The sequence below is a fragment of the Metapseudomonas resinovorans DSM 21078 genome (assembly GCF_000423545.1).
Taxonomy (GTDB): Bacteria; Pseudomonadota; Gammaproteobacteria; order Pseudomonadales; family Pseudomonadaceae; genus Metapseudomonas; species Metapseudomonas resinovorans.
Genome location: NZ_AUIE01000010.1, coordinates 18,380 through 43,832, shown reverse-complemented (window position 1 = coordinate 43,832; position 25,453 = coordinate 18,380). Strand labels below are relative to the sequence as shown.

General features: G+C 62.6%; 27 protein-coding genes. 11 read left to right on the top strand and 16 right to left on the bottom strand.

Annotation, left to right across the window (positions count from 1 at the left end):
- Positions 1–9: 9 nt before the first annotated feature.
- Together katG and G559_RS0111080 are read right to left on the bottom strand one after the other, a co-directional pair.
- Positions 10–2,205: a catalase/peroxidase HPI gene (katG, locus tag G559_RS0111085; RefSeq protein ID WP_028628286.1), complete on the bottom strand. Its 2,196-nt coding sequence runs from the start codon at positions 2,203–2,205 to the stop codon at positions 10–12.
- Positions 2,206–2,523: 318 nt separating this feature from the next.
- The gene (locus G559_RS0111080) at positions 2,524–3,444 is read right to left on the bottom strand and encodes a LysR family transcriptional regulator (RefSeq protein WP_028628285.1); all 921 of its coding nucleotides are present in this window, start codon (positions 3,442–3,444) and stop codon (positions 2,524–2,526) included.
- A gap of 150 nt (positions 3,445–3,594) precedes the next feature.
- On the opposite strand from G559_RS0111080, the gene G559_RS0111075 reads away from it, so the two are divergent.
- On the top strand, positions 3,595–3,801 hold the full coding sequence (locus G559_RS0111075; RefSeq protein ID WP_028628284.1) for a tautomerase family protein: 207 nt from the start codon (positions 3,595–3,597) through the stop codon (positions 3,799–3,801).
- 66 nt (positions 3,802–3,867) lie between these two features.
- Positions 3,868–4,599, top strand: coding sequence for an SDR family NAD(P)-dependent oxidoreductase (locus G559_RS0111070; protein WP_028628283.1), 732 nt, complete (start codon positions 3,868–3,870; stop codon positions 4,597–4,599).
- A 243-nt stretch (positions 4,600–4,842) separates the two neighbouring features.
- Here G559_RS0111070 and ampC read toward each other — a convergent pair whose 3' ends face one another.
- Both ampC and G559_RS0111055 read right to left on the bottom strand, forming a co-directional pair.
- Positions 4,843–6,015: a class C beta-lactamase gene (gene ampC / locus G559_RS0111060; protein ID WP_028628282.1), complete on the bottom strand. Its 1,173-nt coding sequence runs from the start codon at positions 6,013–6,015 to the stop codon at positions 4,843–4,845.
- Between the two features lie 120 nt (positions 6,016–6,135).
- Complete coding sequence (locus G559_RS0111055; protein WP_028628281.1) at positions 6,136–7,368, bottom strand: cytochrome c biogenesis protein DipZ; 1,233 nt, start codon at positions 7,366–7,368, stop codon at positions 6,136–6,138.
- Positions 7,369–7,695: 327 nt separating this feature from the next.
- Here G559_RS0111055 and G559_RS0111050 point away from each other — a divergent pair, with 327 nt between their 5' ends.
- The 3 genes from G559_RS0111050 to G559_RS0111040 all read left to right on the top strand — a co-directional run bounded on the left by G559_RS0111050 (position 7,696) and on the right by G559_RS0111040 (position 10,369).
- On the top strand, positions 7,696–8,436 hold the full coding sequence (locus G559_RS0111050; RefSeq protein ID WP_028628280.1) for a response regulator: 741 nt from the start codon (positions 7,696–7,698) through the stop codon (positions 8,434–8,436).
- The gene (locus G559_RS0111045) at positions 8,436–9,743 is read left to right on the top strand and encodes a sensor histidine kinase (protein ID WP_036997301.1); all 1,308 of its coding nucleotides are present in this window, start codon (positions 8,436–8,438) and stop codon (positions 9,741–9,743) included. The genes G559_RS0111050 and G559_RS0111045 overlap by 1 nt, the downstream gene beginning before the upstream one ends.
- Before the next feature lie 200 nt (positions 9,744–9,943).
- Positions 9,944–10,369 carry an HvfX family Cu-binding RiPP maturation protein gene (locus tag G559_RS0111040; protein ID WP_051246612.1) on the top strand — a complete coding sequence of 142 codons (426 nt, stop codon included), beginning with the start codon at positions 9,944–9,946 and terminating at the stop codon, positions 10,367–10,369.
- Between the two features lie 210 nt (positions 10,370–10,579).
- Here the strand turns inward: G559_RS0111040 and G559_RS0111035 are convergent, their stop codons facing one another.
- The 4 genes from G559_RS0111035 to G559_RS0111020 form a co-directional block, all read right to left on the bottom strand.
- Positions 10,580–11,002, bottom strand: a complete 423-nt coding sequence (locus tag G559_RS0111035; protein WP_028628277.1) for an organic hydroperoxide resistance protein — start codon at positions 11,000–11,002, stop codon at positions 10,580–10,582.
- 55 nt (positions 11,003–11,057) lie between these two features.
- The gene (locus tag G559_RS0111030; RefSeq protein WP_028628276.1) at positions 11,058–11,804 is read right to left on the bottom strand and encodes an HvfC family RiPP maturation protein; all 747 of its coding nucleotides are present in this window, start codon (positions 11,802–11,804) and stop codon (positions 11,058–11,060) included.
- On the bottom strand, positions 11,797–12,645 hold the full coding sequence (locus tag G559_RS0111025; protein ID WP_028628275.1) for an HvfB family MNIO-type RiPP peptide maturase: 849 nt from the start codon (positions 12,643–12,645) through the stop codon (positions 11,797–11,799). Before G559_RS0111025 ends, G559_RS0111030 begins: the two co-directional genes overlap by 8 nt.
- Before the next feature lie 70 nt (positions 12,646–12,715).
- On the bottom strand, positions 12,716–13,258 hold the full coding sequence (locus G559_RS0111020) for an HvfA family oxazolone/thioamide-modified RiPP metallophore (RefSeq protein ID WP_028628274.1): 543 nt from the start codon (positions 13,256–13,258) through the stop codon (positions 12,716–12,718).
- 435 nt (positions 13,259–13,693) lie between these two features.
- Here G559_RS0111020 and G559_RS0111015 point away from each other — a divergent pair, with 435 nt between their 5' ends.
- Both G559_RS0111015 and G559_RS0111010 read left to right on the top strand, forming a co-directional pair.
- On the top strand, positions 13,694–14,425 hold the full coding sequence (locus G559_RS0111015) for an alpha/beta fold hydrolase (protein WP_028628273.1): 732 nt from the start codon (positions 13,694–13,696) through the stop codon (positions 14,423–14,425).
- A gap of 137 nt (positions 14,426–14,562) precedes the next feature.
- Positions 14,563–14,787: a VF530 family protein gene (locus G559_RS0111010; protein ID WP_028628272.1), complete on the top strand. Its 225-nt coding sequence runs from the start codon at positions 14,563–14,565 to the stop codon at positions 14,785–14,787.
- Positions 14,788–14,838: 51 nt separating this feature from the next.
- On the opposite strand, the gene G559_RS0111005 is transcribed toward G559_RS0111010, so the two are convergent.
- Together G559_RS0111005 and G559_RS0111000 are read right to left on the bottom strand one after the other, a co-directional pair.
- On the bottom strand, positions 14,839–15,255 hold the full coding sequence (locus tag G559_RS0111005) for a cupin domain-containing protein (protein WP_028628271.1): 417 nt from the start codon (positions 15,253–15,255) through the stop codon (positions 14,839–14,841).
- A 445-nt stretch (positions 15,256–15,700) separates the two neighbouring features.
- Entirely contained in the window at positions 15,701–16,042 is a 342-nt protein-coding gene (locus tag G559_RS0111000; RefSeq protein ID WP_028628270.1) for a hypothetical protein, read from the bottom strand.
- A gap of 261 nt (positions 16,043–16,303) precedes the next feature.
- Here G559_RS0111000 and G559_RS0110995 point away from each other — a divergent pair, with 261 nt between their 5' ends.
- On the top strand, positions 16,304–16,858 hold the full coding sequence (locus tag G559_RS0110995; protein WP_028628269.1) for a magnesium transporter: 555 nt from the start codon (positions 16,304–16,306) through the stop codon (positions 16,856–16,858).
- Positions 16,859–17,022: 164 nt separating this feature from the next.
- Here G559_RS0110995 and G559_RS0110990 read toward each other — a convergent pair whose 3' ends face one another.
- From G559_RS0110990 to G559_RS0110970, 5 genes are read right to left on the bottom strand one after another with little or no spacing between them, the layout of a single operon-like run.
- Complete coding sequence (locus tag G559_RS0110990; RefSeq protein WP_028628268.1) at positions 17,023–17,340, bottom strand: cytochrome C oxidase subunit IV family protein; 318 nt, start codon at positions 17,338–17,340, stop codon at positions 17,023–17,025.
- A 17-nt stretch (positions 17,341–17,357) separates the two neighbouring features.
- Positions 17,358–18,044 carry a heme-copper oxidase subunit III family protein gene (locus tag G559_RS0110985; protein ID WP_028628267.1) on the bottom strand — a complete coding sequence of 229 codons (687 nt, stop codon included), beginning with the start codon at positions 18,042–18,044 and terminating at the stop codon, positions 17,358–17,360.
- Between the two features lie 4 nt (positions 18,045–18,048).
- Positions 18,049–18,738 (bottom strand): cytochrome c oxidase subunit 3, encoded by a 690-nt coding sequence (locus tag G559_RS0110980; protein WP_028628266.1) that lies wholly within the window; start codon positions 18,736–18,738, stop codon positions 18,049–18,051.
- Positions 18,735–20,510, bottom strand: a complete 1,776-nt coding sequence (ctaD, locus tag G559_RS0110975; RefSeq protein ID WP_028628265.1) for a cytochrome c oxidase subunit I — start codon at positions 20,508–20,510, stop codon at positions 18,735–18,737. The genes G559_RS0110980 and ctaD overlap by 4 nt, the downstream gene beginning before the upstream one ends.
- Positions 20,511–20,547: 37 nt before the next feature.
- Positions 20,548–21,999 carry a cytochrome c oxidase subunit II gene (locus tag G559_RS0110970; RefSeq protein ID WP_028628264.1) on the bottom strand — a complete coding sequence of 484 codons (1,452 nt, stop codon included), beginning with the start codon at positions 21,997–21,999 and terminating at the stop codon, positions 20,548–20,550.
- 310 nt (positions 22,000–22,309) lie between these two features.
- Between G559_RS0110970 and G559_RS0110965 the strand changes: the two genes are divergently transcribed.
- The 3 genes from G559_RS0110965 (at position 22,310) to G559_RS0110955 (ending at position 24,532) form a co-directional block, all read left to right on the top strand.
- Complete coding sequence (locus tag G559_RS0110965) at positions 22,310–22,873, top strand: TetR/AcrR family transcriptional regulator (RefSeq protein WP_028628263.1); 564 nt, start codon at positions 22,310–22,312, stop codon at positions 22,871–22,873.
- A 59-nt stretch (positions 22,874–22,932) separates the two neighbouring features.
- On the top strand, positions 22,933–23,412 hold the full coding sequence (locus G559_RS0110960) for a nuclear transport factor 2 family protein (protein WP_028628262.1): 480 nt from the start codon (positions 22,933–22,935) through the stop codon (positions 23,410–23,412).
- A gap of 220 nt (positions 23,413–23,632) precedes the next feature.
- Entirely contained in the window at positions 23,633–24,532 is a 900-nt protein-coding gene (locus G559_RS0110955; protein WP_028628261.1) for a bestrophin family protein, read from the top strand.
- Positions 24,533–24,644: 112 nt separating this feature from the next.
- Here G559_RS0110955 and G559_RS0110950 read toward each other — a convergent pair whose 3' ends face one another.
- Positions 24,645–25,445: a lipase family protein gene (locus tag G559_RS0110950; RefSeq protein ID WP_028628260.1), complete on the bottom strand. Its 801-nt coding sequence runs from the start codon at positions 25,443–25,445 to the stop codon at positions 24,645–24,647.
- Positions 25,446–25,453 lie beyond the last annotated feature (8 nt).

The following is a 25,453-nucleotide window of genomic DNA, read 5'->3' as shown; positions in this document are numbered from 1 at the left end:
CCGTTGTCGTCACTTCAGGTCATAGCGGTCCAGGTTCATCACCTTGGTCCAGGCGGCGACGAAGTCAGTCACGAACTTCTGCGGCGAGTCGCTACTGGCGTAGATCTCCGCAATCGCCCGAAGCTGGGAGTTGGAACCAAAGACCAGGTCCGCCACGGTGGCTGTCCACTTGAGATCGCCGCTGGTCCGGTCACGCCCTTCCAGCACATTCGCATCGGATGAGGAACGCTGCCACTTCGTGCTCATGTCCAGCAGGTTCACAAAGAAGTCATTGGTCAGCGCTTCAGGCCGCTTGGTGAACACTCCGTGCTGCGCCTTGCCGTAGTTGGCGCCGAGAACGCGCAAACCACCGACCAGAACAGTCATCTCGGGGGCGCTCAACTTCAGCAACTGCGCCTTGTCCACCAACATCTCGGCCGCCGAACCCTCGAATCCCTTCTTGGCGAAGTTGCGGAAGCCATCTGCGAGCGGCTCCAGCGGTGCGAAGGATTCCACATCGGTCTGGGCCTGCGAGGCATCGGTACGGCCCGGTGCGAAGGGGACGGTCACATCGATGCCGGCCTTCTTCGCGGCGGCTTCAACGCCCACACCACCAGCCAGAACGATCAGGTCGGCGAGCGAGACTTTCTTGCCGGAAGCGTTGAAGTCCTTCTGGACGCCTTCCAGCGCCGCGATGACCTTCGCCACCTCAGCCGGCTGGTTCACTTCCCAATCCTTCTGCGGTGCGAGACGCAGGCGCGCGCCGTTGGCACCGCCGCGCTTGTCGCTGCCACGGAAGGAAGCCGCCGCCGCCCAGGCCGTGCTGACCAGTTGCGAAACGGACAAACCTGTCGCGGCGATCTTTGCCTTCAACGCGGCGACATCCTGCTCATTGACCAACGGATGGTCGACGGCGGGTACCGGGTCCTGCCAGATCAGCTCTTCTTTCGGTACCAGCGGGCCGAGGTAGCGGCTGCGCGGTCCCATGTCGCGGTGGGTCAGTTTGAACCAGGCACGGGCGAAGGCGTCTTCCAGTTCCTTCGGATTGTCCTTGTAGCGCCGGGAGATCTTCTCGTAGACCGGGTCCATGCGCATGCCCATGTCGGCGGTGGTCATCATCGGCGCATGGCGCTTGTTCGGGTCATGGGCGTCCGGCACCGTGCCATCCCCGCTGGTGCCAACGGGTTTCCACTGGTGGGCGCCCGCGGGGCTCTTGGTCAGTTCCCACTCGTAGCCGAACAGGGTTTCCAGGTAGCTGTTGTCCCACTTGGTGGGCGTCGGGGTCCAAGCGCCTTCAAGGCCGCTGGTGATTGCGTCGCCACCCTTGCCGGTGCCGAACGCGTTCCGCCAGCCCAGGCCCAATTCTTCGATCGGAGCGGCTTCCGGCTCCGGTCCGACGTTGGCCGCATCACCGGCGCCGTGGCATTTGCCGAAGGTATGGCCACCGACCGTCAGGGCCACGGTCTCTTCATCATTCATGGCCATGCGGGCGAAGGTTTCACGGACATCGCTCGCCGAGGCTACCGGGTCGGGGTTGCCGTCCGGGCCTTGCGGGTTCACGTAGATCAGGCCCATCTGCACGGCGGCCAGCGGGTTTGCCAGTTCCCGCTTGCCGGAATAGCGGCTGTTGGGCTTGTCACTGGTGGCCAGCCACTCTTGCTCGGCGCCCCAGTAAACGTCGTCCTCCGGCTCGAAGATGTCCGCACGACCGCCGCCGAAGCCGAAGGTCTTGAAGCCCATGGATTCCAGCGCGACGTTGCCAGTGAGGATCAGCAGGTCGCCCCAGGACAGCTTGTTGCCGTACTTCTGCTTGATCGGCCAGAGCAGGCGGCGCGCCTTGTCCAGGTTGCCGTTGTCCGGCCAGCTGTTGAGCGGCGCGAAACGCTGGTTGCCGGTGCCCGCGCCACCACGTCCGTCGGCGATGCGATAGGTGCCGGCGGCGTGCCAGGCCATACGAATGAACATTGGGCCATAGTGGCCGTAGTCAGCCGGCCACCAGTCCTGGGAATCGGTCATCAACGCGTGGAGGTCCTTGATCACCGCGTCGAGGTCGAGGGTCTTGAAGGCTTCGGCGTAATCGAATTCACCACCCAATGGGTTGGATTCGGCCGAGTGCTGATGAAGGATCTTGAGGTTCAGTTGGTTGGGCCACCACTCCGCATTGGATGGCGTGACACCTGCGATCACATTTTTGCCAGAGAACGGGCACTTTGCTTCGCTTGACATACTTATCTCCTCTTCTTGTCTTCAGCCAATCACTCTATTCAGCTTGGAATCCACCTTGCGACCCAGCCAATAGGTTTTGGAAATGGCATTGATAGTAGACAAGGATTGTGAAAACCATGCGGGCGCGCCCGTTCGCGCAGCTCGGACGAGGCTGACGCAGCAGCGATATCTCTCTGGATATCAAGGGCTTTGAGGGTGTTGCGTGTTAATTGTCGAATTGATTTAGCTGGCTGATGGACTGCTCTGGCCCTCATAGGCGGACTTAATCGCCCGACCAGGAATGCCAGGGTCTGAAGAGCTTCGGGGCGTCACGCTGTCTCAAACCTTCCATTCCTGTGTGCACTCCATCAGGAAGTCGATGAAGGCGCGCAGGCGCAATGGCACGTGGCGGCCATGGGGATACAGCAGGGTGAAGGGACGGGAGCGCCCGCCGAACTCCGGCAGGACCTCAACCAGACTGCCCTCCTCCAGCTCCTTCTCGACAATGAAGCGGTAAGTCTGGAACAGACCGGCGCCATGCCTGGCCAGGGTCACTCCGCCCAGCACATCGTCCGAACAGCAATAGTTGCCTGTGGCGAGGATCTCGCGCTCCTTGCCGTTGTCGGTGAACAACCAGGAGATACGGCGCCCGCTGCTGGGTAGCTCGTACTGGATGCAATCGTGACCGGCAAGGTCGTCCAGGGAAGTGGGCGTGCCAGCCCTGGCCAGGTATTCCGGCGCGGCAATCACGACCAGCCGTGCGTCTTCGAGATGGCGGGCATTGAGCGTCGAATCGGGCTGGGCGCGCACACGGATCGCCAGGTCGTAACCCTCACCGACGAAGTCGATGTTCCGGTTACTCAGGTGAACATCGATCCTCACACCGGGATGACGCTCCCTGAAGCGCGGCAGCAGCGGGAGGATGCGGTGGTGGCCATAGGTCGTGGGAATGCTGATGCGCAGCTCGCCGGCCGGTTCGAGTTGCTTGCCCATCACTTCACGCTCGGCTTCCACCAGTTGGGTCAGCGCCTGCCGGCACTGCTCGAAATAGGCGCGGCCGCTCTCAGTGAGGCGAATGCTGCGCGTCGTCCTCATGAACAGACGTGTTCCCAGGCGCTCTTCCAGCCTGGAAATCGAACGGCTCACGGCCGCTGGCGTAACCCCGGCCGAGAGCGCCGCGGCCGTGAAGCTGCCCTCCTCTGCGGCAAGACAGAAGAGCTCGATGCTGCCCAGTTGGATGTCGTCAAAGTGGCGCTTCACGATTCATTACACCGCGTATCAACTGAAGTATCCGAGCCTACATTTATCTACACGCCAAGCACAAATACAGTTGACTCCAGACAGCCACTCCCACGGCGTTTCGCCCGGAGCGAGGCTGATGACCACCACCATCAGCAGAGGAAACTCAAGATGCCCTTCGTAAGCGTACGAATCACCCGAGACGGGGTTACCCGGGAGCAGAAGGCCCAGGTCATTGCCGAGATCACCGACACCCTGCAGCGCGTACTCGGCAAACGTCCTGACCTCACGCACATCGTCATAGAGGAAGTGGATACCGACAACTGGGGCTATGCCGGAATGACGACGACCGAGTACCGGAAGAACTCGCCGGGCTGACCTGCCAACCACCCCCATCCATTCGCCTCAAAGGCAAACCCGTACCCGCTTTTAAGAGGAACCACCATGAGCAAGCAAACCGCAGTCATCACCGGCGCATCCAGCGGTATCGGCCTGGGCCTGGCCAAGGCCTTCATTGAAAATGGCTACAACGTCGTAGGTACCGCTCGCTCCGTCGAGCGCCTGCAGGAAGCCGCCGCCAGCCTGGGCAACCCGAGCAACTTCGTTGGCGTTGCCGGCGACGTGGCCGATCCGGCGACCGCCCGCAAGATTTTCGCCGCCGCTATCGAGGCCTTCGGCAGCGTCGAAGTCCTGGTCAACAACGCCGGTTTCTTTATGGCCAAGCCCTTCACCGACTACACCCCGGAAGACCTGGAAAACCTGCTGGATACCAACCTCAAGGGCGTGGTCTACACCTCCCAGGTGGCGGCCGCGCACATGAAACAACAGGGGGGCGGACACATCGTGAACATTTCCGCGGCAGTTGCCCTTCAGCCCAACATCAACGTGCCGGCAGCCTTGCCCGTGCTGATCAAGGGCGGTATCAACCAGATGACCCGGGCCCTGGCCCTGGAACTGTCGCCGCATAACATTCAGGTGAACGCGGTCGCCCCCGGCATCATCGACACCCCGATGCACGACCCGGCCGCCCGCGACTTCCTCAACAACCTGGCGCCGTCCGGCCGTGTCGGCACCGTGCAGGAAATCGCCGACGCGGTGCTGTACCTGGCCAAGGCCGACTTCACCACCGGCGTCGTCCTCGCCGTGGACGGTGGGATGAGTACCGGCAAATGGTAATCGCCTGAAGGCATGAAAAACGGAGGCCTCGGCCTCCCTTCTTCAATTGGGCGTGGTCATGAATCATCGGATCTACCTGTGACGATTCGAGTCAGCGGACCAGCAGCGGGGCCGGCTCTTGTAGGTTGTGGCTGAGCTCCGCGAAGCCCAACGCGCAGTCCGGCCAGAACCCCATCAATCGTCCAGGCTGGACTTCCCCGGGGGCCGCAGCCCCGCCCGTTGGGTTTCGTTCCTCTACCCAACCTACTGATGCGCTTCCAGCTCACCGAGGATGCGGTAAGCCAGCTTCACCCGTTCCTCGTTCGGGTAGTTCTTGTTGGCCAACAGCACGATGCCGAATTTCTTCTCCGGCACGAAGGCCACGTAGGCGCCGAAGCCATTGGTCGAGCCTGTCTTGTTGACCCAGACGGCCTGTTGCGGCGCCAGGGGCGGCGTGATGGCCGTGACGGCATGGCTTTCAAGTGCCATCCGGCTGGCATTGCCTTCCAGCAGCGTTTGCAGGGCCACCGGGTAGTCGTACTGCTCCCAGATCAGGGCCTGGGTCATGGCACCCAGCCTGTAGTAACCGGTGCGGGTGGCGTCGATCGCCTGCTGCAAGGAAGCATCATCCATCGCTACCTGGCCCAGATTGACTTCGACGAAATGCAGCAGGTCCTTGCTGCTGGTCTTCACTCCATAAGCCTCCGCCGCCAGCATCGCCGGATTCACCCGCACCGGCGCATCGTCCTTGTTGTAACCCTGGGCGTAGCGCGGCATGGCACTCGCCGGTACGTCGATGAAAGTGCTGCGCATGCCAAGCTTCGGCAGGAGTTCGGATTCCATTGCCTTGGCATAGGGCATGCCGAGGCTCCTGGCTGCGATCACACCCAGCAGGCCAATGCTGGGGTTGGCATAGGTCCGGTAGGTGCCAGGGGCGAACCGGGGCTGCCAGGACCTGTAATAGTCCATCAACTGCTGCTGGTTCTGGACCTCATCGGGCAGTTGCAGCGGAAATCCACCCGCCGTGTGCGTGGCCAGGTTGATCAGGGTCACCGGGTCGAGCTGGCTGCCTTTGAGTTGCGGCAGGTACTGCCCGGGACTGTCGGAGAGGGATAGTTTGCCGTTGGCTTCGGCATAGGCAGCCAGCGTTACCGTCAGCGTCTTGCTGACCGAGCCGACTTCAAAGAGGGTGTCGCGAGTGACCGCCTGCCGAGTCTCCCTGGACGCCACACCGAAGTTGTAGAAGTGCTGCTCACCATTGGCAGTGACTGCAATGGCCAGGCCCGGAATGCCGTACTGCTGCATGACCTGCCCTGCGGCTTGCTGCACGGCGGTGCCGATATCTGCCCGCTCGGCATCGGCCACGGCATGGCCAGCGAGCGAAGTGGCAAGGGCGAACAGAAGCCTCTGCACGCTGCGCTTTCCTGTTGGGCGCATCGGGACGTCCTTTGATGATGAAAGGGGCAGAAGCTAGCAAATCAGGCAGGCGCGTCCAATCCAGGCTCATCACCAGATGTCGCGCGGCCCCGATCGGCCGCGCATGTCTACCGCACGGGTTCAGCGACTGCCGCCGCCTTCCCCCATTGTTGCCTGCCGTTCCTGCAGAAGCTTCTGGATGATGGCCTCCTGCTCTGCGTAGTCCCCTTCGCCGATATGCAGGTGGCGAACCCGCCCGTTGGCGTCGATGAAGTAATGCGCCGGCCAGTACTGGTTGGTGAACGCGTTCCAGATGCGGTACTGGTTATCGATGGCCACCGGGTGCTTGACGCCCAGGCGACCGGCCGCCTCGCGCACATTGTCGATGATCCGTTCGAAGGGGTATTCGGGCGTGTGCACGCCGATCACCACCAGGCCCTGGTCGGCGTAGCGCTTGGCCCATTCATTCACATACGGCAGGCTGTTCCGGCAGTTGATGCAGTCGAAGGTCCAGAAGTCCACCAGGACCACCTTGCCGAGCAGTTGTTCGTTGCTGAGCGGCGGGCCATTGAGCCACTGGGTGGCGCCTTCCAGAGAGGGCATCGCGCCCAGGTCCGGCAGTTGCTCGATGCTATCGGCATGGGCGTTGCCCACCAGGCGTTCCACCAGCGCCGGAATACCCTCGATCGCCTTGCGCTCCAGTTCGAACACCAGGCGCGAGGAACCCGCTCCTGCCAACTGGTCACTGGTGCCGCTTGCAATGCCAACGACCGCCAGCAAGGCCAGGGCGCCGGCGCCGCGACGCAGCCATTCCATCGCGCGCAACGACAGCTTCGCGCGCTGGAACGCACCGCGGCCCAGGAAGATCAACGCACCCATCGCAACCGCACTGCCGAGGCCGTAACTGAGCAGCAGAAGGCTAGTGGAGGCACTCGGTCCATTGAGCATCGCGCCGGAGAGGATCAGGCCGAGGATGGGGCCGGCACAGGGCGCCCAGAGCAACCCGGCGGCGCAGCCCAGCAGCCAGGTCGAAAGCACCGGCGGCAGTCCGCGGGCATCAGCGTGCAAACGGTTGCCGAGCCAGACCCAGGGCCGCGACAGCCAGGCACCGACACGCGTCGAGAGCAAAGCCATCGCCGATACCGCCAGCAGGCCCAGGGCCAGGTAGCGGCCCCATTGGCTGGCCTCGATCACCCAGTTACTGGAAACCACGGCCAGGCTCGCCAGCACGGCGAAGCCCGAGGCCAGGCCGGCCAGGGTCACGAGCGGCGACCAGGCCGGGCCACCGGCGCGGGAAAGTAGCAGGGGCAATACGGGAAGGATGCAGGGGCTGAAGAGGGTCAGCACCCCGCCAAGAAAGGCAACAAGCAACATGGGCACCTCGATGGTGAATGCGCCCGGGATGATCCGGGCGGGCGAACCAGGCCGTCCTGGGCACACGGGTCCGGTTAAGGGGGGATGCGACTTGGCATCCGTGCGGTGCCCATTTCAGTGGCGGGAGGTATCGCGGATGTGTCCGACACCATCGGCGATTGCTGCGCCAGGTATCGACAGCGCCAGCGGATACAGACGGATACGCGAGGCTATTGTGCAAGCTCGGGTATCAGGGCCACGCTGGATACACTGCAATACAAAGGGCGGCGGGCAAGCGCCATCGAGCCCGATACACTAGCGCCGACACATGTGTTGTGAGGACTGCCCATGGACCATATCGATCACATCCTGGTCGTCGACGACGACCGGGAAATCCGCGAGCTGGTTGGCAACTACCTGAAGAAGAATGGCTTGCGCGTCAGCCTGGCGGCGGACGGCCGGCAGATGCGTGCCTTCCTCGAGGGCAATGTGGTCGACCTGATCGTGCTCGACATCATGATGCCCGGCGACGATGGCCTGCGCCTGTGTCGCGAACTGCGCGTCGGCAAGCACAAGGCGACGCCAGTGCTGATGCTGACCGCGCGCAACGAGGAGACCGATCGCATCATCGGCCTGGAGATGGGCGCCGACGACTACCTGACCAAACCCTTCTCCGCCCGCGAGCTGCTGGCGCGGATCAACGCCGTGCTGCGCCGTACCCGCATGCTGCCGCCGAACCTGCAGATCAGCGAAAGTAGCCGGCTGATCGGCTTCGGCAAATGGCGCCTGGATACCACGCAGCGCCACCTGCTGGACGCCGAGGGCACCCTGGTGGCCCTGAGCGGCGCCGAATACCGCCTGCTGCGGGTCTTTCTCGACCATCCCCAGCGCGTGCTCAGCCGCGAGCAACTGCTCAACCTGACCCAGGGCCGCGAAGCGGATGTCTTCGACCGTTCCATTGACCTGCTGGTGAGCCGCCTGCGCCAACGCCTGCAGGACGACGCCCGCGAGCCGGCCTGCATCAAGACAGTGCGCAGTGAAGGCTATGTCTTTGCGCTACCCGTGCAACTGATCGAGCCAACCGCGTGATGACCCTGCCCCACTGGCCGCGCACCCTGGCGGCGCGCCTGGCACTGATCTTTCTCAGCGGCCTGTTGCTGGCCTACGGACTGTCCTTCGCCTCGCAGTTCTACGAGCGCTACCAGACCGGGCGCGACGTGATGCTGGGCAACCTGGAATATGACGTGAGCACCGCCGTGGCGCTGATCGACCGGCTGCCGGCGGACGAACGCGCCGCCTGGCTGTCGCTGCTGGAACGGCGCAACTACCGTTATCGCCTCGATGAGGGCGTGCCGGGTGTGCCCATGGATATGAACCAGGCGCACATGGCAGCGATCTCCATCGAACGGGCCATCGGCCAACGCTACCCCGTGCGCTTCGAGAACATTCCCGGACCGACCCCGCACTTCCAGGCCCACCTGGTGCTGAGCGATGGCCAGCCGCTGACGGTGGATGTCACGCCCAGGCCGATTCCGGTGGCCCAGTGGCTGCCCGTGGTCCTGATCCTGCAACTGCTGTTGCTGTTGTTCTGCACCTGGCTGGCAGTGCGCACGGCCATTCGCCCGCTGACTCGCCTGGCAGAGGCCGTCGACCACCTCGACCCCGACTCCCCCGGCCCGGAACTCGACGAGCGCGGCCCGAACGAAGTGGCCTACGCCGCCCGCGCCTTCAATGCCCTGCAGGGGCGTATCGGCACCTACCTGAAGGAACGCATGCAGCTGCTCGCGGCCATTTCCCACGACCTGCAAACCCCCATTACCCGCATGAAGCTGCGCGTCGAGCAGATGGATGCCTCGCAGGAACGAGACAAGCTGTGGAGCGACCTCAATGAAATGCAGCACCTCGTGCGCGAAGGCGTGGCCTATGCGCGCAGCATGGACGGCGCCAGCGAACCCCTGTGCCGGATCGACCTCGACGCCTTCCTCGACAGCCTGGTCTGCGACTACCAGGACAGCGGCCAGGCAGTGAGCCTGAGCGGCAGCTGCGGGATGCAACTGGAAACCCGCCCCCATGCCTTGCGTCGGGTGCTCAGCAACCTGATCGACAATGCCCTGAAGTTTGGCGGCGAGGCCCAGTTGGTTGTGCAACGCGATGTACAGGGCACCGTGCAGGTACAGGTGCGGGACAACGGCCCAGGTATCGCCGAAGAGGAATTGAACGAAGTGTTCAAGCCCTTCTACCGGGTGGAAAGCTCGCGCAACCGTAGCACCGGCGGCACAGGCCTGGGCCTGGCCATCGCCCAGCAATTGAGCCAGGCCCTGGGCGCCCGCCTGACCCTGCACAACCGCGAAAACGGTGGCCTGTGCGCACAGCTGGAGCTCGGCGCCACGGCCTGAGGCGCCGTACACAGCGATACACGACGGGCCGCAGCCGACACATGCGGGACAAGCCCCCTTGCCAGCATGGGCACAGGAGCAGCGACAGCATCCCGCGGTCGCGCTCAGTTCATTGGAGCCCGCCCGTGACCCACCTTGCCTTCGCCCCGCTCACGCACGCCTGCCAGCAACTCGACCGCCTGGGCGCCTGGAGCGCCGACATGACCCTGCGCCTGTTCCTCGCCTGGGAATTCTTCGAATCCGGCCTGGAGAAATGGAACGGTGCAAACTGGTTCGAACAGATCAATTCGGCCTTCCCCTTCCCCTTCGACCAGATTCCCGCCGGCGTCAACTGGCAGGTGTCGATGTGGGCCGAGCTGATCGCCCCCGTGCTTTTGTTGCTCGGTCTCGGTACGCGCTTCGCCACCCTGGCGCTGATGATCTTGACCCTGGTGGCCATCGCCGCCGTGCACTGGCCGGCGCACTGGTCAAGCCTGTCGGAACTCGCCCAGGGGTACTCCATCAGCGACAAGGGCTTTGGCAACTACAAGCTGCCGCTGATCTACCTGGTGGCCGCAATGCCTCTGCTGCTCAAGGGCGCCGGGAAATTCAGCCTGGATGCCTTGCTCTTCCGCAGGAAAGCCTGACCCGTTCGGATGCACGGGCTTTTTCGTACCTGTAACACGATGGGTTTCACAGGCTCTACCCATCCTACGTGGACGCGCCGAGTGGCGGTACGTAGGATGCGGTTGAGCGGAGCGAAACCCATCGGCAGTCGAAGACACGCATTCCACCAGACAATAAAAAGCCCGCGTACCTTTCCAGGCGCGCGGGCTTTTTGTACTGGCAGGAACTGATCAGGGAATGTCGAAGGTCACCGCTATGTTCCCCCGGGTCGCCTTGGAGTACGGGCAAAGCTGGTGCGCTGCGTCCACCAGCCGGGCCTTGTCCTCGGTGGCCAATCCCGGCAGTTCCACGGTCAGTTTCGCCGCCAGGGCGAAGCCACCGTCGGCGGTGTTGCCCAGTGAAATATCGGCCGCCACCGCTACGTCGTCCGGCAGGCGGATCGCCAGGCTCTGGCCAGCGCGGCGCAGTGCCCCGATGAAACAGGCGGACCAGCCAACGGCCAGGAGCTGCTCGGGGTTGGTACCCGGCCGCCCCGAACCGGGCGGGCTCAGGCGAACATCCAGTTCGCCATCGGACGACTTGCCGCGGCCATCGCGGCCGCCGGTAGTCCGGGTCTGTGCGACATAGAGGGTTTTTTCCAGAATTGCGGTCATCACTGAATCTCCACAGGTGGGGAAATGCCGGAGCGATCCGGCATCAGAACGCACGTCAGCTGCGGGTGCCGAGCACCACGCCCTGAGCACGCAGGTTTTCCAGCAGGGCCAGGCCCTGCGGCAGGATGGTTTCGCTGTCGGCACCAATGGCCTCGGCCAGGGCCGCCAGGTGTTCGCGGCCGGAGCAGTTACGCTCCTGCAACGAATCGAGCAGTGCATGGGCCAGGGGCGCCAGCCGCGAGAAGTGCACGTTCATGTCCGCTCCGCGCCGCGCCAGCACCAGGGTCGGTTGCTCCGGGGCCACATGCGGCAGGTAGTCGGGGCCGATCTCACTGACCGGCCACTGGTAGGCCAACGGCCAGGCCAGATTGGATAGCAGGGGCACCCCATCGAGCAGGTCGCCCTCCGGGTCGTGGGCTGGTTCGCGCCGGTCGCTCAGGAGCAGCGCGGCCTCCACCCACTCGTAATGCGCCAGTTCCACGACCCAGGGCGGCAGGCCCTGGGCATCGGCCCCGCCCTCCGCCAGGTAGTCGACGAACTCGCCGGAAATCTCGGTGAACAAGGGCGTCTGGCAGCGGTAGTCGGCGTAGAAGGACTCGTTCAGCGCCTGCCACTGCTTCGGCCCAAGGCTGGCGCGCAGCACGGGGAAGCCGCCGGCCAACAGCGACTCCACATTGCCAAAGAACAACTGCCGGTAAACCGCCAGCCGCCGCACCTCGATACCGGGGGGCGGCGCGTTGTGCTGCGGGTCGCGCACGTAGCGCGCCATGCTCATCAGTTGGTCATGCAGTACCTCATGCATGGCGCACCTCCGGCCATGTCTGCGCTGCCTGTTGCCGCACACGAATCTGTTCGACCTCGGCCAGCAGTTCTGCCAAGGGCGGGAAGTTGAAGTCCCGCTCCAACAAGGTCGGTAACGGACCAAAGCGCCGATAGGCCTGCTCCAGCAAGGACCAGACATCCGCCTTCACCGTGGCGCCGTGAGTATCGATCTTCAGGTCCGGCGCTTCGTCGTAATGACCGGCCACATGCACGTAGGCAACCCGCTCCGCCGGCAGCGCCGCCATGTATTCCGTGGCGTCATAACCGTGGTTGATCGAGTTGACGAAAAGGTTGTTGACGTCCAGCAGCAGGTCGCAGTCAGCCTCTTCCAGTACCGCGCGGAGGAAGTCGATCTCCTGCAGCGCCTGGTACGGCGCGGCGTAGTAGGAAATGTTCTCCACGGCAATGCGGCGCTCCAGGGCATCCTGGGTCTGGCGAATTCGCGCGGCGACATGGCGTACCGCTTCGTCGGTGAAGGGCAGCGGCAGCAGGTCGTAGAGCTGGCCATCGTCCGAGCAGTAGCTCAGGTGCTCGCTGAAGAACGCGACATTGTGATGGTCGAGGAATTCGCGGGTGCGCTGCAGCAGGTCGCGGTCCAGGGGCGCCGGGCCACCGAGGGACAGCGACAGGCCGTGACAGGCCAGCGGGAAACGCTCGGCCAGGCGCGCCAGGCCGTCCCCGTGGCGGCCACCGACCTTGATCCAGTTGTCGGGTGTGCACTCCAGAAAGTCCACGGCACCGGCATCCATCTCCAGCAACTCGGGCAACAGGGCGCGACGCAGGCCAAGGCCTGCACCGTAGGGGAAAGCGGCGGTGGTCATGGCAGTTCTCCAGCGGGGTGAAACCCTCCCCGGCCAAGGGCACAGGGAGGGGGGGACGAGTGGCCTCGAATCAGTTCTTGGCCTGGCTCATCTTGGTGAACAGCTCGGTGGGGACTTTCTTGCCGTTGGAGGTGTACTGGTTGCTGCGGAACTTGTAGACCTCGCCCTCGGACAGGAAGCCGTCCTTGTTGGTATCCATCGCAATGAATTCCGCACCGCCGTTCGGGGCCACGGTCAGGAGTTCCTTGCGTGAGACCAGGCCGTCGTCATCGGTATCGGTGCGGGCAAAGGAGGCGTCGCCGCACTTGCCTTCACCGCACTTGCCTTCGGCCGCTTTGGCATTGCCGGCTTCGGCAGCGCCGCATTTACCTTCGCCACACTTGCCTTCGGCCTGGGTTGCCTTGTCACTGGCTTCAGCCGCACCACACTTGCCTTCTCCACACTTGCCTTCTCCACATTTACCTTCACCCGCCTTGTCGGCAGCGGCCAGCAGGTAGCCCTGGGGCAGCGCCTCCACGGCGAAGGCGGTGGACGAAGCCAGGTTGATGCCGCCGGCCAGGGCGACAGCGATCAGGCCAATACGGGTCTTGTTTGAAATCTGGGCACGGGACATGGAGTTTCTCCGGATAGGGTAGCGGCCAGGCCGCGCAGGTCATGCCGCAAGGGCGTTGTAACCCTGGAGCGAGGCGCCAGGGCTAACCTCGTTGGGGTGTGGCTATTAAGCCGCTGCCGTGTATCCACGGCGTATCCGTGAAAAGGCGCATTTGTAAGCGAGTCAGCGAGGACGGGGGGCGGATACAAAGGGATACGTCAGCGGTCGCAGGCAGTGATTGGCCGAATGCCGCCCGAAATCCACCCGGCGTCCTTGCCCCCGGAGCCAATCCGAAGTGCAGAGCGTCTAGAATTCGCCGTTCACGCAAGTGAAATGCGCTGCGGCCAGGATTCGCGGGTGGACAGGGTCCATCGCAAAGCCTGAACCATGTTGCCGAACAGGGTGCTCCGGCACCGCTCCGATCACCGCTCCTATTCGTACAAGTGCCCCCGCCCTATGGAAGAGATCCAAACCTCCCTGGTCCTGCTCCCGGGCCTGCTCAATGACCATCTCCTCTGGGCGCATCAGGCCGATGCGCTGTCCGACGAGGCGAACGTACAGATCGCTGATCTGACACGAGACAGCAGCATCGCTGCCATGGCCCACCGCGTGCTGGACGAGTCGCCGCCCCAATTCGCCCTGGCGGCGCTGTCCATGGGCGGTTACGTGGCCTTCGAAATCCTGCGCCAGGCCCCTGAGCGTGTGTCGCGCCTGGCCCTGTTCGACACCATGGCAAGCCTCGACTCCGCAGAGCGCGCGGCCACTCGCCAGGGACTGCTGGAACTGGCTAATCGCGGGCGCTTCATCGGCGTCAGCCCACAATTGATGCCGCGCCTGATCCATTCACGCTGGCTCGATTCCCAGGTTTCCGCCACCGTGCAGCAGATGGCGGCTGCGGTGGGCAAGGAAGGCTTCATCCGCCAGCAACAAGCGATCATCGACCGCCCCGACTCAGTGCCGCTGCTTGAGGACATCCGCATCCCCACGATGATCGTGGTGGGTGCCGAAGACCAGCTCACACCGGTCGCCGAAGCCCATCTGATGCATGAAAAAATTGCCGGTTCGCGGCTGGAAATCCTGCCGCAATGCGGGCACTTGCCGCCGCTGGAGGAACCCGAGCGCACCACGGCGTTGCTGCGGGAATGGCTAGGCCAGCGCCCTGCTCCAGAGTTCGTCTACACCCTCTGAATGCGGCATGCCTTCCGCCGCCCCGCTGGAGGCGGAAGGTGTCGCTGTGGCGCATGGTCGAGTTCGGAATGGCTTCTACTTTCAGCCCGAAACGCACATAGTGCCCGCCTTCGCCCTGCCATTACGTCAGTACCGCCATGACCCAGACACCGAACAACCCCCTCCACGGCATCACCCTGGAAAAGCTGCTGAACGAACTGGTCGACCATTACGGCTGGGACGGTTTGGCCAAACGCATCGATATCCGCTGTTTCAAGAGCGACCCCAGCATCAAGTCCAGCCTCACCTTCCTGCGCAAGACACCCTGGGCGCGGGAGAAGGTCGAGGCGCTGTTTGTCGATCTGCGCAAGCGGGGCGCCTGACCCGGTCGCTGCCAGCACGCCGCGCCACGAATGGCGCGGCGAGGTTCCCGTTCACTCCTCCAGCTTCAACAGCGGCTTGGCCTTGTCCACGATGTAGGTTGCCAGTTCCGACGCCTCCACCTTGCCGATGTTCGTCGCGACATGCGGGGTGCCGGCCGGGATGAACAGGGATTCACCGGCCTTGAGAACCACCGGCGCACGACCCTCCAGTCGATACTCGAAGGTGCCCGAGATGACATAGGCGACCTCCGCCCCCGGATGCGAGTGCCGTGGGGACACGACGCCTGGCTCGAAGTCCACCCGAACCTGGATGGCTTCGTAGCCCGGAACTTCCAGATCGTGGCGCGAAAGATCGGTGCGGTGGATGCCGTTCTGCCAGCTTGGGGGGCTGGCCGTGCCTTCAGCGTGGGCGAGCCCTGCGAAAAGGACCAGTGCTGCAGTGGTGGTGAGAAAACGTACGTGCCACATGGCTGTGACCTCTCGAATGGGTGGGATTGGAAGCTCCACCCTATTCACGCCACGTACCGCCAATGTGTCGGCGTATCGAGGTTCTGCAAGCCTGCATGTGCAAGGCCGGGGCGGACACAGAGAAATACAGAAACGCCAGAGGTGCAACGAAACCTTTGCGTTGAGCATGCCGCTCTCGGCGGCATGGGCGTTGCCTGTTTGGGAATGGGTGGAGGCAGACGGGAAGAAGGACTGAGCACCCGCCGGGTTTGTACTGATGGGTATCGCGTTGCTCCACCACATCCTACGGGCTGCAAGTTGCACAGCGTCCGGAGTGGCTGCTGGTAGTCCTCAACGCTCGCTGACGCGCGATGTTTTACAGGTAGATGGCAAGGCGGAGGTGACGACACTACACCCCCGCCTTGGTGAAGCAGCATGGCCTGGAGTCTGGCGCTGCACTTGAGGGCTAGCCCAACTGATCGATCATCACCGAGTTGGTGTACACCAGGCTGCCATCGCTTTCACGGTGGCCCACGAGGTGGAACTGGCCGCGTTCGTCGTCCCTGCTGAGATAGACACGGAACTGCAGATCGGACAGCGAACCGCATTCGCTGGGCGTGATCAGTTCCATGTGCTCCATGTCGGCGGCGATCATCATTTCCCGCTCATGGGTTTGCTGCAGGCGTTCTTCCGCTTCCTCCAGCCGCAGATGGTCGGTGTCATTGACGTGGAAATGCAGATCCCCCATCGGGATCGACTTTTCCGCGCCTTTGGGCTTGCACCAGCTTTTGATGGTCAACGTGTTCATCTAGCAACCTCCTGACGTGGGCGTTGCCACACCTGATGTTCAATCACCAGTTTAGACAAGCCCTATCAGCGGACTACGTCATCCATCGCCGGAAGCCACGCATCACAAGGGCTTCAGGGATTGCCCGAGAACACGAATGCTATAATTTTCAAGTGAAAGAACCATCAAGTTTCATTGATGCTTCGTAGATAACCAACCGGAATAACGCGATCAATTGCGGGAGACGGCAGACCACTTCGAACAAGAAGCCGGAGGTGCGGCATGAATCGGCACTACTACATCAGTGACAACCTCGACGATCTGGAAATCCTTGAGTCCGAGCTTGAGGCCAGCGGCATCAATACAGAACAGATCCACGTACTGAGCGACAAGGATGCCGATGTCGAACAACACCATCTCCATGACGTGAACTCCTTCATGAAGCAGGACGTCGTCCACTCGGGCGAGATCGGAGCGGTGATCGGTGTGCCGCTGGCCGCGCTGATCCTGCTGGTCGCCTGGCTGGCAGGCTGGACGGACACGCCGGCGGGCTGGGTGCCGTTCGCGTTCCTTGCCGTGGTGGTGCTCGGATTCTGCATCTGGGAAGGCGGTTTCTTCGGTATCCAGGTACCCAACGCCCACTTCCGCAACCTGAAAGAGAAGGTCAAGGAAGGTGAACACATCTTCTTCGTGGATGTGGAGCCGGAACAGGAATCCACGCTCGACCGGGTCATCAACCACCATCCGCAGCTGCGACTGGCCGGAACGGGTTCGGCTTCACCGCACTGGATAGTCTCCTGGCTGCACCGCTGGCATCAGTTCAAGCGGACGATCTAGGGCTGCCCGCTCTCGACCCCTCTCCCGGAAGGGAGAGGGGTTTTCAGTGCAAGCCTGTGGGTCGCCAAGTTGGGTTTCGCTCCGCTCTACCGCAACCTTGTAGGGGCGAATTCATTCGCCAAGCAGGACGCAGTCCTGCCACAACCGCATCTCAATGCTCCCAGCTACTGCCCCAGGAACGTCCCGCGGGTGAAGAGCACGTAGTCGGCCTCGGCCGCCATCAACCCCACCAGTACCAGCAGGCACAGCGGCGGTACCAGGATGGCGTAGACCAGCGCCAGGCGCTCCCAGGCCATGTGCATGAAGATCGAAACGATCAGCCCGGCCTTCAGCAACATCAGGATGAGGATCATCGACCAGCGGAAGTACCCGGTGAAGTGGTAGTAATCCACGAGATACGACAGGGTGCTGAGGACGAACAGCAACCCCCATATCTTCAGGTACAGGCTGATCGGGTGTTGTTGACCTTGCGCATGTGCCATCTCATCTCTCCCCTGCTCTACCACAGGTAGAAGAACGCGAAGATGAATACCCAGACCAGGTCGACGAAGTGCCAGTAGAGCCCGGTGATTTCGACGATCTGGTAGTTCCCGCGCTTCTCGTAATCCCCGCGCAGCACCTTGAACGCCACGGTGCAGAGATAGATCACCCCCACCGAAACATGCAGCCCGTGAAAGCCGGTGATCATGAAGAAGCAAGCGCCGAACTGCGCCGCGCCCATGGGGTTGCCCCAGGGCCGCACACCTTCTGAGATGAGTTTGCTCCATTCGAACGCCTGCATGCCGACGAAGGTGGCCCCCAAGGCAGCGGTCGTCAGCATCAGCGCCGCGCTGCGCACCCGGTCGCGTCGATATCCGTAGTTCACGGCCATGGCCATGGTGCCGCTGCTGGTGATCAGCACGAAGGTCATGATGGCGATGAGAATCAACGGAATGCTCGCGCCGCCGATGGTCAGGGCGAAAACTTCGCTGGGATTCGGCCAGGTGGCGGTGGTGCTCATGCGCACCGACATGTAGCCGGTGAGGAAGCAGGTGAAGATGAAGGTGTCGCTGAGCAGGAAGATCCACATCATCGCCTTGCCCCAGGGCACCTGCTTGAAAGCGTCGCGATCCGAGGACCAGTCCTGTGCGATGCCCTGCCAGGTCGATGGATTGCCGACCGGCGTTTCCCGCGTCGATGTGGCCATGGTGCTACCTCAACCCGCAGAAGGCCGCGATGGCCTGGTAGGTTTCCGGCGTGCTGGTGAGCAGCGCGAAGAGCACCAGCCACAACCCCAGCAGGTAATGCCAATAGAAGGCGCAGAGTTCCATTCCGGTCCGCATTCGTTTCATCGGGCCGTGGCGCAGCATGCGTTGCGCCACCACGACCCATACCACCAGACCGCCTGCCAGGTGCAGGCCGTGCAGGCCGGTGAGCAGGTAGAAGAAGCTGTTGGCCGGATTGCCCGAGACGGCGTAGCCCCAGGCGGCGAACTGTTGCCAGACCCACAGCTGGCCTGCGAGGAAAGCCATGGCAAAGGCCCCTCCGAGCAGGAACGCCAGGGTCGATGTGCCCATCTGGTCGCGCCGCATCGCCCCGTTCGCCCACTGCAGGCAAGCACTGCCCAGAGCCAGCAGCGCGGTGTTCACCCAGAGCATCCAGGGATGGGCCAAGGGCGCCAGCGGATCGGTCAGCGGGCGCCAGTCCGAGACCTGCGAGCGGGCGATGAAGGCCAGCAGGAACAGCAGGAACAGCGCGGTCACGACACCGAGGAACACCCACAGGCCAACCTTGGCGGTCCGCTCAGGGTCCTGGATCGGCGCCTCGGGACCTTGGGATTCGCGCGGGCCCCAGCCACCTGGCTCGGAAGCCCCGGCGTTCTTCCAGGGTTGCGTGCTCATGGCTGTTTCTCCGCGCGGGTATTCGTGCCGTTGGCCTCGCGAAGAAGCTGAAGTTCTTCTTCTGAAACCGTCTGCGGCACGAAGTCCTGCTCCACGCCGGGCACGCTGTAGTCATAGGCCCAGCGATGCACCACTGGCAGTTTCTCCCGCCAGTTGCCATGCACCGGCGGTGTGTCCGGGGTCTGCCATTCGAGGCTGGTGGCCTTCCACGGGTTGCCACCCGCCGGCCGGCCCTTGAAGGTGCTCCAGGCCAGGTTGAACAGGAAAAGCAGCTGCGCCACACCCACGATCAGCGCGGCCACCGTGATGAAGGCATTCAGCTCCTGGGCCGACTGCGGGATGAACTCGTAGTCCGGATAGGCGTAGTAACGCCGCGGCATGCCGAGGAACCCCAGGTAATGCATGGGGAAGTAGATGGCATAGGTTCCGAGGAAAGTGATCCAGAAATGCAGTTTGCCGAGGGTGTCATTCAGCATCCGCCCGGTGATCTTCGGGAACCAGTGGTAGATGGAACCGAACACCACCAGGATCGGTGCCACTCCCATGACCATGTGGAAGTGCGCGACCACGAAATAGGTATCGGACAGCGGGATGTCGACGATCACATTGCCGAGGAACAGCCCGGTCAGGCCGCCCACCAGGAAGGTGACGATGAACGCCAGGGCGAACAGCATCGGCACCGTGAGGTGGATGTCGCCATGCCAGAGCGTGAGGGTCCAGTTGTAGACCTTGAGCGCGGTCGGCACCGCAATGACCAGGGTGGTGATGGCGAAGAAGAAGCCGAAGTACGGGTTCATCCCGCTGACGTACATGTGGTGGGCCCAGACCACGAAGCTCAGCACGCCGATGGCGATGATGGCCCAGACCATCATGCGGTAACCGAAGATGTTCTTGCGCGCGTGGGTGCTGATCAGGTCCGACACCAGGCCGAAGGCCGGCAACGCGACGATGTACACCTCCGGGTGCCCGAAGAACCAGAACAGGTGCTGGAAGAGAATCGGACTGCCGCCCTGGTGATCCAGCGGCTGGCCCATCGAGATCAGCGCCGGCATGAAGAAACTGGTCCCCAGCAACCGGTCGAAGAGCATCATCACCGCACTGACGAACAGCGCCGGGAAGGCCAGCAGCGCGAGGATCGAGGCCATGAAGATGCCCCACACCGAGAGCGGCATGCGAAACAGCGTCATGCCGTGTGTGCGGGCCTGCAGCACGGTGGTGACGTAATTCAGGCCGCCCATGGTGGCGGCGACGATGAAGATCGCCAGGGACACCAGCATCAGCACGATGCCCCATTCGGTTCCCGGTGTGCCCTGGGTGATGGCCTGGGGCGGATAGAGCGTCCAGCCCGCCCCCGTCGGGCCGCCCGGCACGAAAAAGCTCGCCAGCAGCACCAGCACCGAGAGCAGGTAGAACCAGTAGCTGAGCATGTTGACGTAGGGAAAGACCATGTCCCGCGCACCCACCATCAGCGGAATCAGGTAATTACCGAAGCCACCGAGGAAAAGGGCCGTCAGCAGGTAGATCACCATGATCATCCCGTGCAGGGTCATGGCCTGGTAGTAGGTGGTCGGGTCCATGAACTCCAGGCTGCCGGGGAAGCCGATCTGCATTCGCATCAGGCCGGACAGCACCAGGGCGATCAGGCCGACGAAGATCGCGGTCAGGGAGTACTGGATAGCAATGACCTTGTGGTCCTGGCTCCAAATGTAGCGCGTGAAGAAGCTCTGCGGTTCGTGCAGCACATCGGCTTCGGCTTGCTCGACATGGGCCATCGGAAACCCTCCGTGACGCGACCGGGTCCTTCCGCTTCTACGGCGCCTGTTCCTGCTTGGCGTCGGGATCTGCCCTGGATTTGATGAAGGCGACCAGTGCCGCCAGTTCCACATCGGTCGGGGTAAAGGCCGGCATCACCGGCGCAAACCCCTGGACCAGCTTGGCGGCAGGCGCCAGCACGGACTCTTTGAGGTAGGCGTCGTCCGCTTCGACCTGGCTGCCATCGGCCAGGGTCACACGGTGGCCGTACAAACCCTGCCAACTGGGTCCTATGCCCTTGCTGCCATCCAGGCTGTGGCAGGCCAGGCAACCCATGGACTGGGCAAGTCGTTGCCCCTGCTCCACCGCATCGCCACCCGCCTCGGAGGAACGCTGCTCCTGCTGGCCGGCGGCGCTCAACGACTGGATGAACGCGACCAGGGCGGCCAGTTCATCCTGGTTGAAAGTATAGGGCACCATCACGGGCGGAAAGCCCTGCACCAGACTGGCCTTGGGATCGAGGATGGACTCCCTCAGGTAGGCGTCATCCACCTTCACGCGGGTGCCATCCACCAGTTTCTCTTCGCGCCCATAGAGATCCTTCCAGCCCGGCCCCAGGCTCGCGCTGCCGTCCTGGCTATGGCAGGCACGGCAACCATGGTCTTCCGCCAGTTGGCGCCCCTTGTCGATCAGGCTGCCCTGGCTGGGTTTACTGGCCGCCGCCAGGGTCTGGGCGAAGGTGGGCTGGGCTGCCAGCCACTGATCGAAGGCCTGGACCGGTTCGACGAACAGCATCCCGCGCATATTGAAGTGCCCTACCCCGCAGAACTCCGCACAGAGGATTTCGTACTTGCCGGCCACCGTCGGGGTGAACCAGAAGTGCGAAACCATGCCCGGCACCATGTCCATCTTTCCGCGGATCTGCGGGATGTAAAAGTTGTGCAGCACATCCTTGGAACGCAGCAATACCTTCACCGGTCGATCCTGGGGCAGGCGCACCTCATTGCTGCGGATCAGCACGTCGTCCTGGCCGACCGGATCGCTCGGGTCCAGCCCGAGCGGATTGCCCGCATCGACCCACTTCACGTCGGCGCGGCCGAGTTGGCCGTCCTGGCCGGGAAAACGAAAAGCCCACTGCCACTGCTGGGCAACGACTTCCAGGGGATAGGCATCCTTGGGCACCCGGACGAAATCGCTGTAGACCACCAGCCCCGGTGCGAGCATGCCCATAATGCCGATCGACGTGACCACGATCAGCCACCACTCCAGCTTGCGGTTTTCCGGCTCGTACTTTGCGCGCCGGCCTTCGCGGTGACGGAAACGGATGATGGCCACCACCATGAAGCCCACAATGGCGATGAAGAACACACCGGTGATCAGCAGGGTGATGAGGAGTGTGGTGTCGATGGAGCCCCAGTTCGACGCGGCCGGGGTCAGGTGCCAGGGCGCCAGGAAGTGGAACAGCACAGACGCGACAACGATGAGACCCAAGATGATTGCTATCGCCATGTTCCCGTCGCCTCGTTCCTGATGCTCGTACGCGGGTGGAGCGTGCGACGGTCATCGGCAGTGCAGCAGACACGTGTTCCGGCTTCCGGACAGGCCGGAAGATCGCTCTCTATCTCCCCCAGGACAAAGTTCGTGGCAAGTATAGTCGCTGCTGCCCGCTTGCCCGCCCGTTCACGGGGCGTACGGGTTACACTTCGCCGCTGATAGATAAACGAAATAAGGTCATTTCCTCCATCTATCAAAGCACCGTTCATAGTTTTTTCAAGAAAGAGGCTTGCCCATGGAGAACGATCGTTCTACCATCTCTCACATGGACAGCAAATCAACTTCCGATGTCAGAGAACGAATTCTCGAAACCGCCGAAGACCTCATCTACAGAAACGGTATCAATGCCACCGGCATGGATTTCCTGGTCAAGACTTCCGGGATTTCGAGAAAGAGTATCTACAAGTACTTCGGAACCAAGGACGAATTGGTAGCAGAGGTATTGAAACAGCGCGATGAGCGCTGGATGAACTGGTTCAAGAGCGAAGTCGAAAAGGTCGACAGCCCGGAAGCACGTCTATTGCAAATCTTCAGCGTGCTCAAGGGCTGGTTCCAGTCGAACGGCTTTCGCGGCTGTGCCTTCATCAATACCGCTGGCGAAACGGGTGATCCCCTGGACCCTGTGCGCCTGGTTGCCAAAGAGCATAAAGAAAAGATGCTCGCATTCGTACTCGGGATTTGCCAGCAATATGGTGCCGTTGATCCGGAAGCCCTGGCCAGGCAATTCATTATCCTGATCGACGGTGCCATTACCGTTGCCCACGTGCTTGGTGATTTCAACTCGGCAGATAATGCTCAAGCAGTAGCACGCACTCTGCTGCGTAAATAGAGAAGTTATCGAGCGGGCAACTTCAAACTTTGAACCTCTATTTGTATTGGAGACAACTAATGTCCTCTAGCGCCGAAGTTCGTCCGCCGCTTCCCCCGTTCACCCGTGAAACCGCCATCCAGAAGATCCGCCTGGCCGAAGATGGCTGGAACAGCCGTGACCCGGAGAAGGTCTCCCTCGCCTATACCCTGGACACCAGGTGGCGCAACCGCGCCGAGTTCGCCGCCAACCGCGCAGAAGCCAAGGCTTTCCTCACCCGCAAGTGGGCCAAGGAACTGGAATACCGCCTGATTAAGGAACTCTGGGCCTTTACCGACAACCGCATTGCGGTTCGCTACGCCTACGAATGGCACGACGACTCCGGCAACTGGTTCCGCTCCTACGGCAACGAGAACTGGGAGTTCGATGAGCACGGCCTGATGTCCAACCGGCACGCCTGCATCAACGACATGCCCATCAAGGAATCCGAGCGCAAGTTCCACTGGCCTCTGGGGCGCCGTCCGGACGATCATCCTGGGCTTTCCGAACTGGGCCTCTGACCCCGGCACGACAGGGACGCTCAGCCATTTCAGGTTTGCGCGGCGCACACAGCGCCGCGCACTTCATCGACCCTGTCTATGCATGCCCAGTCAAAACCTGGATCACGTTGCCATCACTGATAGATGACGTTGATCACCCGGTCATTACTGGCGATTGGACGTAATGCCTTGCGCGGCCTTAGCTTTCGTTACACGAATGCCTTTGGCGCCAGGTACCCCGATGATCGTCCGCCCCAAACCCAATCTGCTCGGCATCCTCACCACCCTCAAAGGCTCCATCGCGCGACATATTGCCCTGCGTACCTCGATGATCACCCTGCTGGCCTGCCTGATCGTCGTTGTCGAAAACCTGCACCCGGACTGGTTCACGAAGGTCAACGCCATGCCGTTCACCCTGCTCGGACTGTCGTTGTCGATCTTCATGAGCTTTCGCAACAACGCTTGCTATGACCGCTGGTGGGAGGGCCGCAAGGCCTGGGGCCAGGTCATCATCGACGTCCGCTCCTTCATCCGGCAAAGCGTGGCCATTGCCGATGCGCCCCTGCGCAAAGCAGTGCTGCGCGAGTTATGCGGTTTCGTCCATGCGCTCAATGCCCGACTGCGGGACGAGGACGAGCGGGAGGCAGCACGTCCCTGGCTGACTGACACGCCCGATGCCTATGGCCTCAACACCAGCGACGGCATCCTGCGGAACATCGGCGACCAGTGCGCCCGCCTGGCCGGTCGCGGCGAAATCAACGAATGGCGCTACACCCTGCTGGAAACCCGCCTGACCGGATTGAGCATGGCCCAGGCCACCTGCGAGCGGATCAAGGGCACACCATTGCCCTTCCCCTACACACTGCTATTGCATCGCACCAGCTACATCTTCTGCGTGCTGTTGCCCTTCGCCATGGCTGGGCCACTGGGCTGGCTGGCGCCCATCATCACAGTTTTCGTTGCGTACACCTTCTTTGGCCTGGATGCCATCGGCGACCAACTGGAAGACCCCTTCGGCCACGACGAGAACGACCTGGCAACCGACGCCATGGTGCGTACCCTGGAGCGTGAAATCCTCGACGTTCTTGGCCAGCGCGACCTGCCGCCGGTACTGCAACCGGTGGACTACGTACTGAGCTGAGCGTGCCCAAGGCGCCACACAGGATTCATTGAACAACCACTGGGCGCTTGCAACCGCTCAGCCGGCGCTACAGTCCCGGTGTCATCCACGCTGCATGCACAAGAGCCCGTGTTCACCCATTCATCGGCGCTTCGGGATTGTTCAAGGCATAGAGGTAACAGCTCGCCAGGCTGTGGTCGTCTTCGACACTCGTGTAGCTGGCGGTGAAGGTGACGGTCTGGCCCAGGTGCTGGTAGACCCACTTTCCGGTTACGCCGGGCGGGACTTCGGGCACCAGGTCGCTGTCGTTGACGATCCGATAGGTGGGCACGTCGAGGCCGTTGTAATAGGCCGCGAAGCTGGGATCGACCACCCGCGGACTGGCGAGGTTGTAGTGCTGGATCGCCTGCCCCGGCCAGGCCTGCTGCAGGTCGAGCACCGCGAGGCTGGAAAGCGCACAGCCCAGGCTGTGACCGCAAACCCAGAAGTTGCCGGCAGGTTTGAGGCTGTCCACGGCCTGCAGGGCGAGGTCGCGCAGCGAGGTGTAGAGCTTGAGGAAGCCGTCGTGGACCAGCCCGACGTCAGCCTTCCAGGGATAGGTGGACTGCTTGGCCTCCAGGTCATCGACCCAGTCCTGGGCCGATTCGGTACCCCGGAACACCAGGTAAACGTCGCCGTTCGGATCGCTGACGGCAAAGCCGAAGGGTTCGGATTCATTGATGTATTTCAGCTCGCTGAGGATGCTCCAGATCGGTGCCGAAAAGCCCCATCCGCTCATGCTCGGCGGTTGCCAGTTGAAATCCGAGGGTTTGCGCGGCTTGTCCTGCTGCAGCCACTGGTCGTACTGGTCGTAGGCGGCTTCCACCAGGTTGGCGCACTGCAGCGCCTGGGAAAGGGAAAATGCAGCGGGAAAGTACATCGGAAGACTGGGCATGGTGGCCT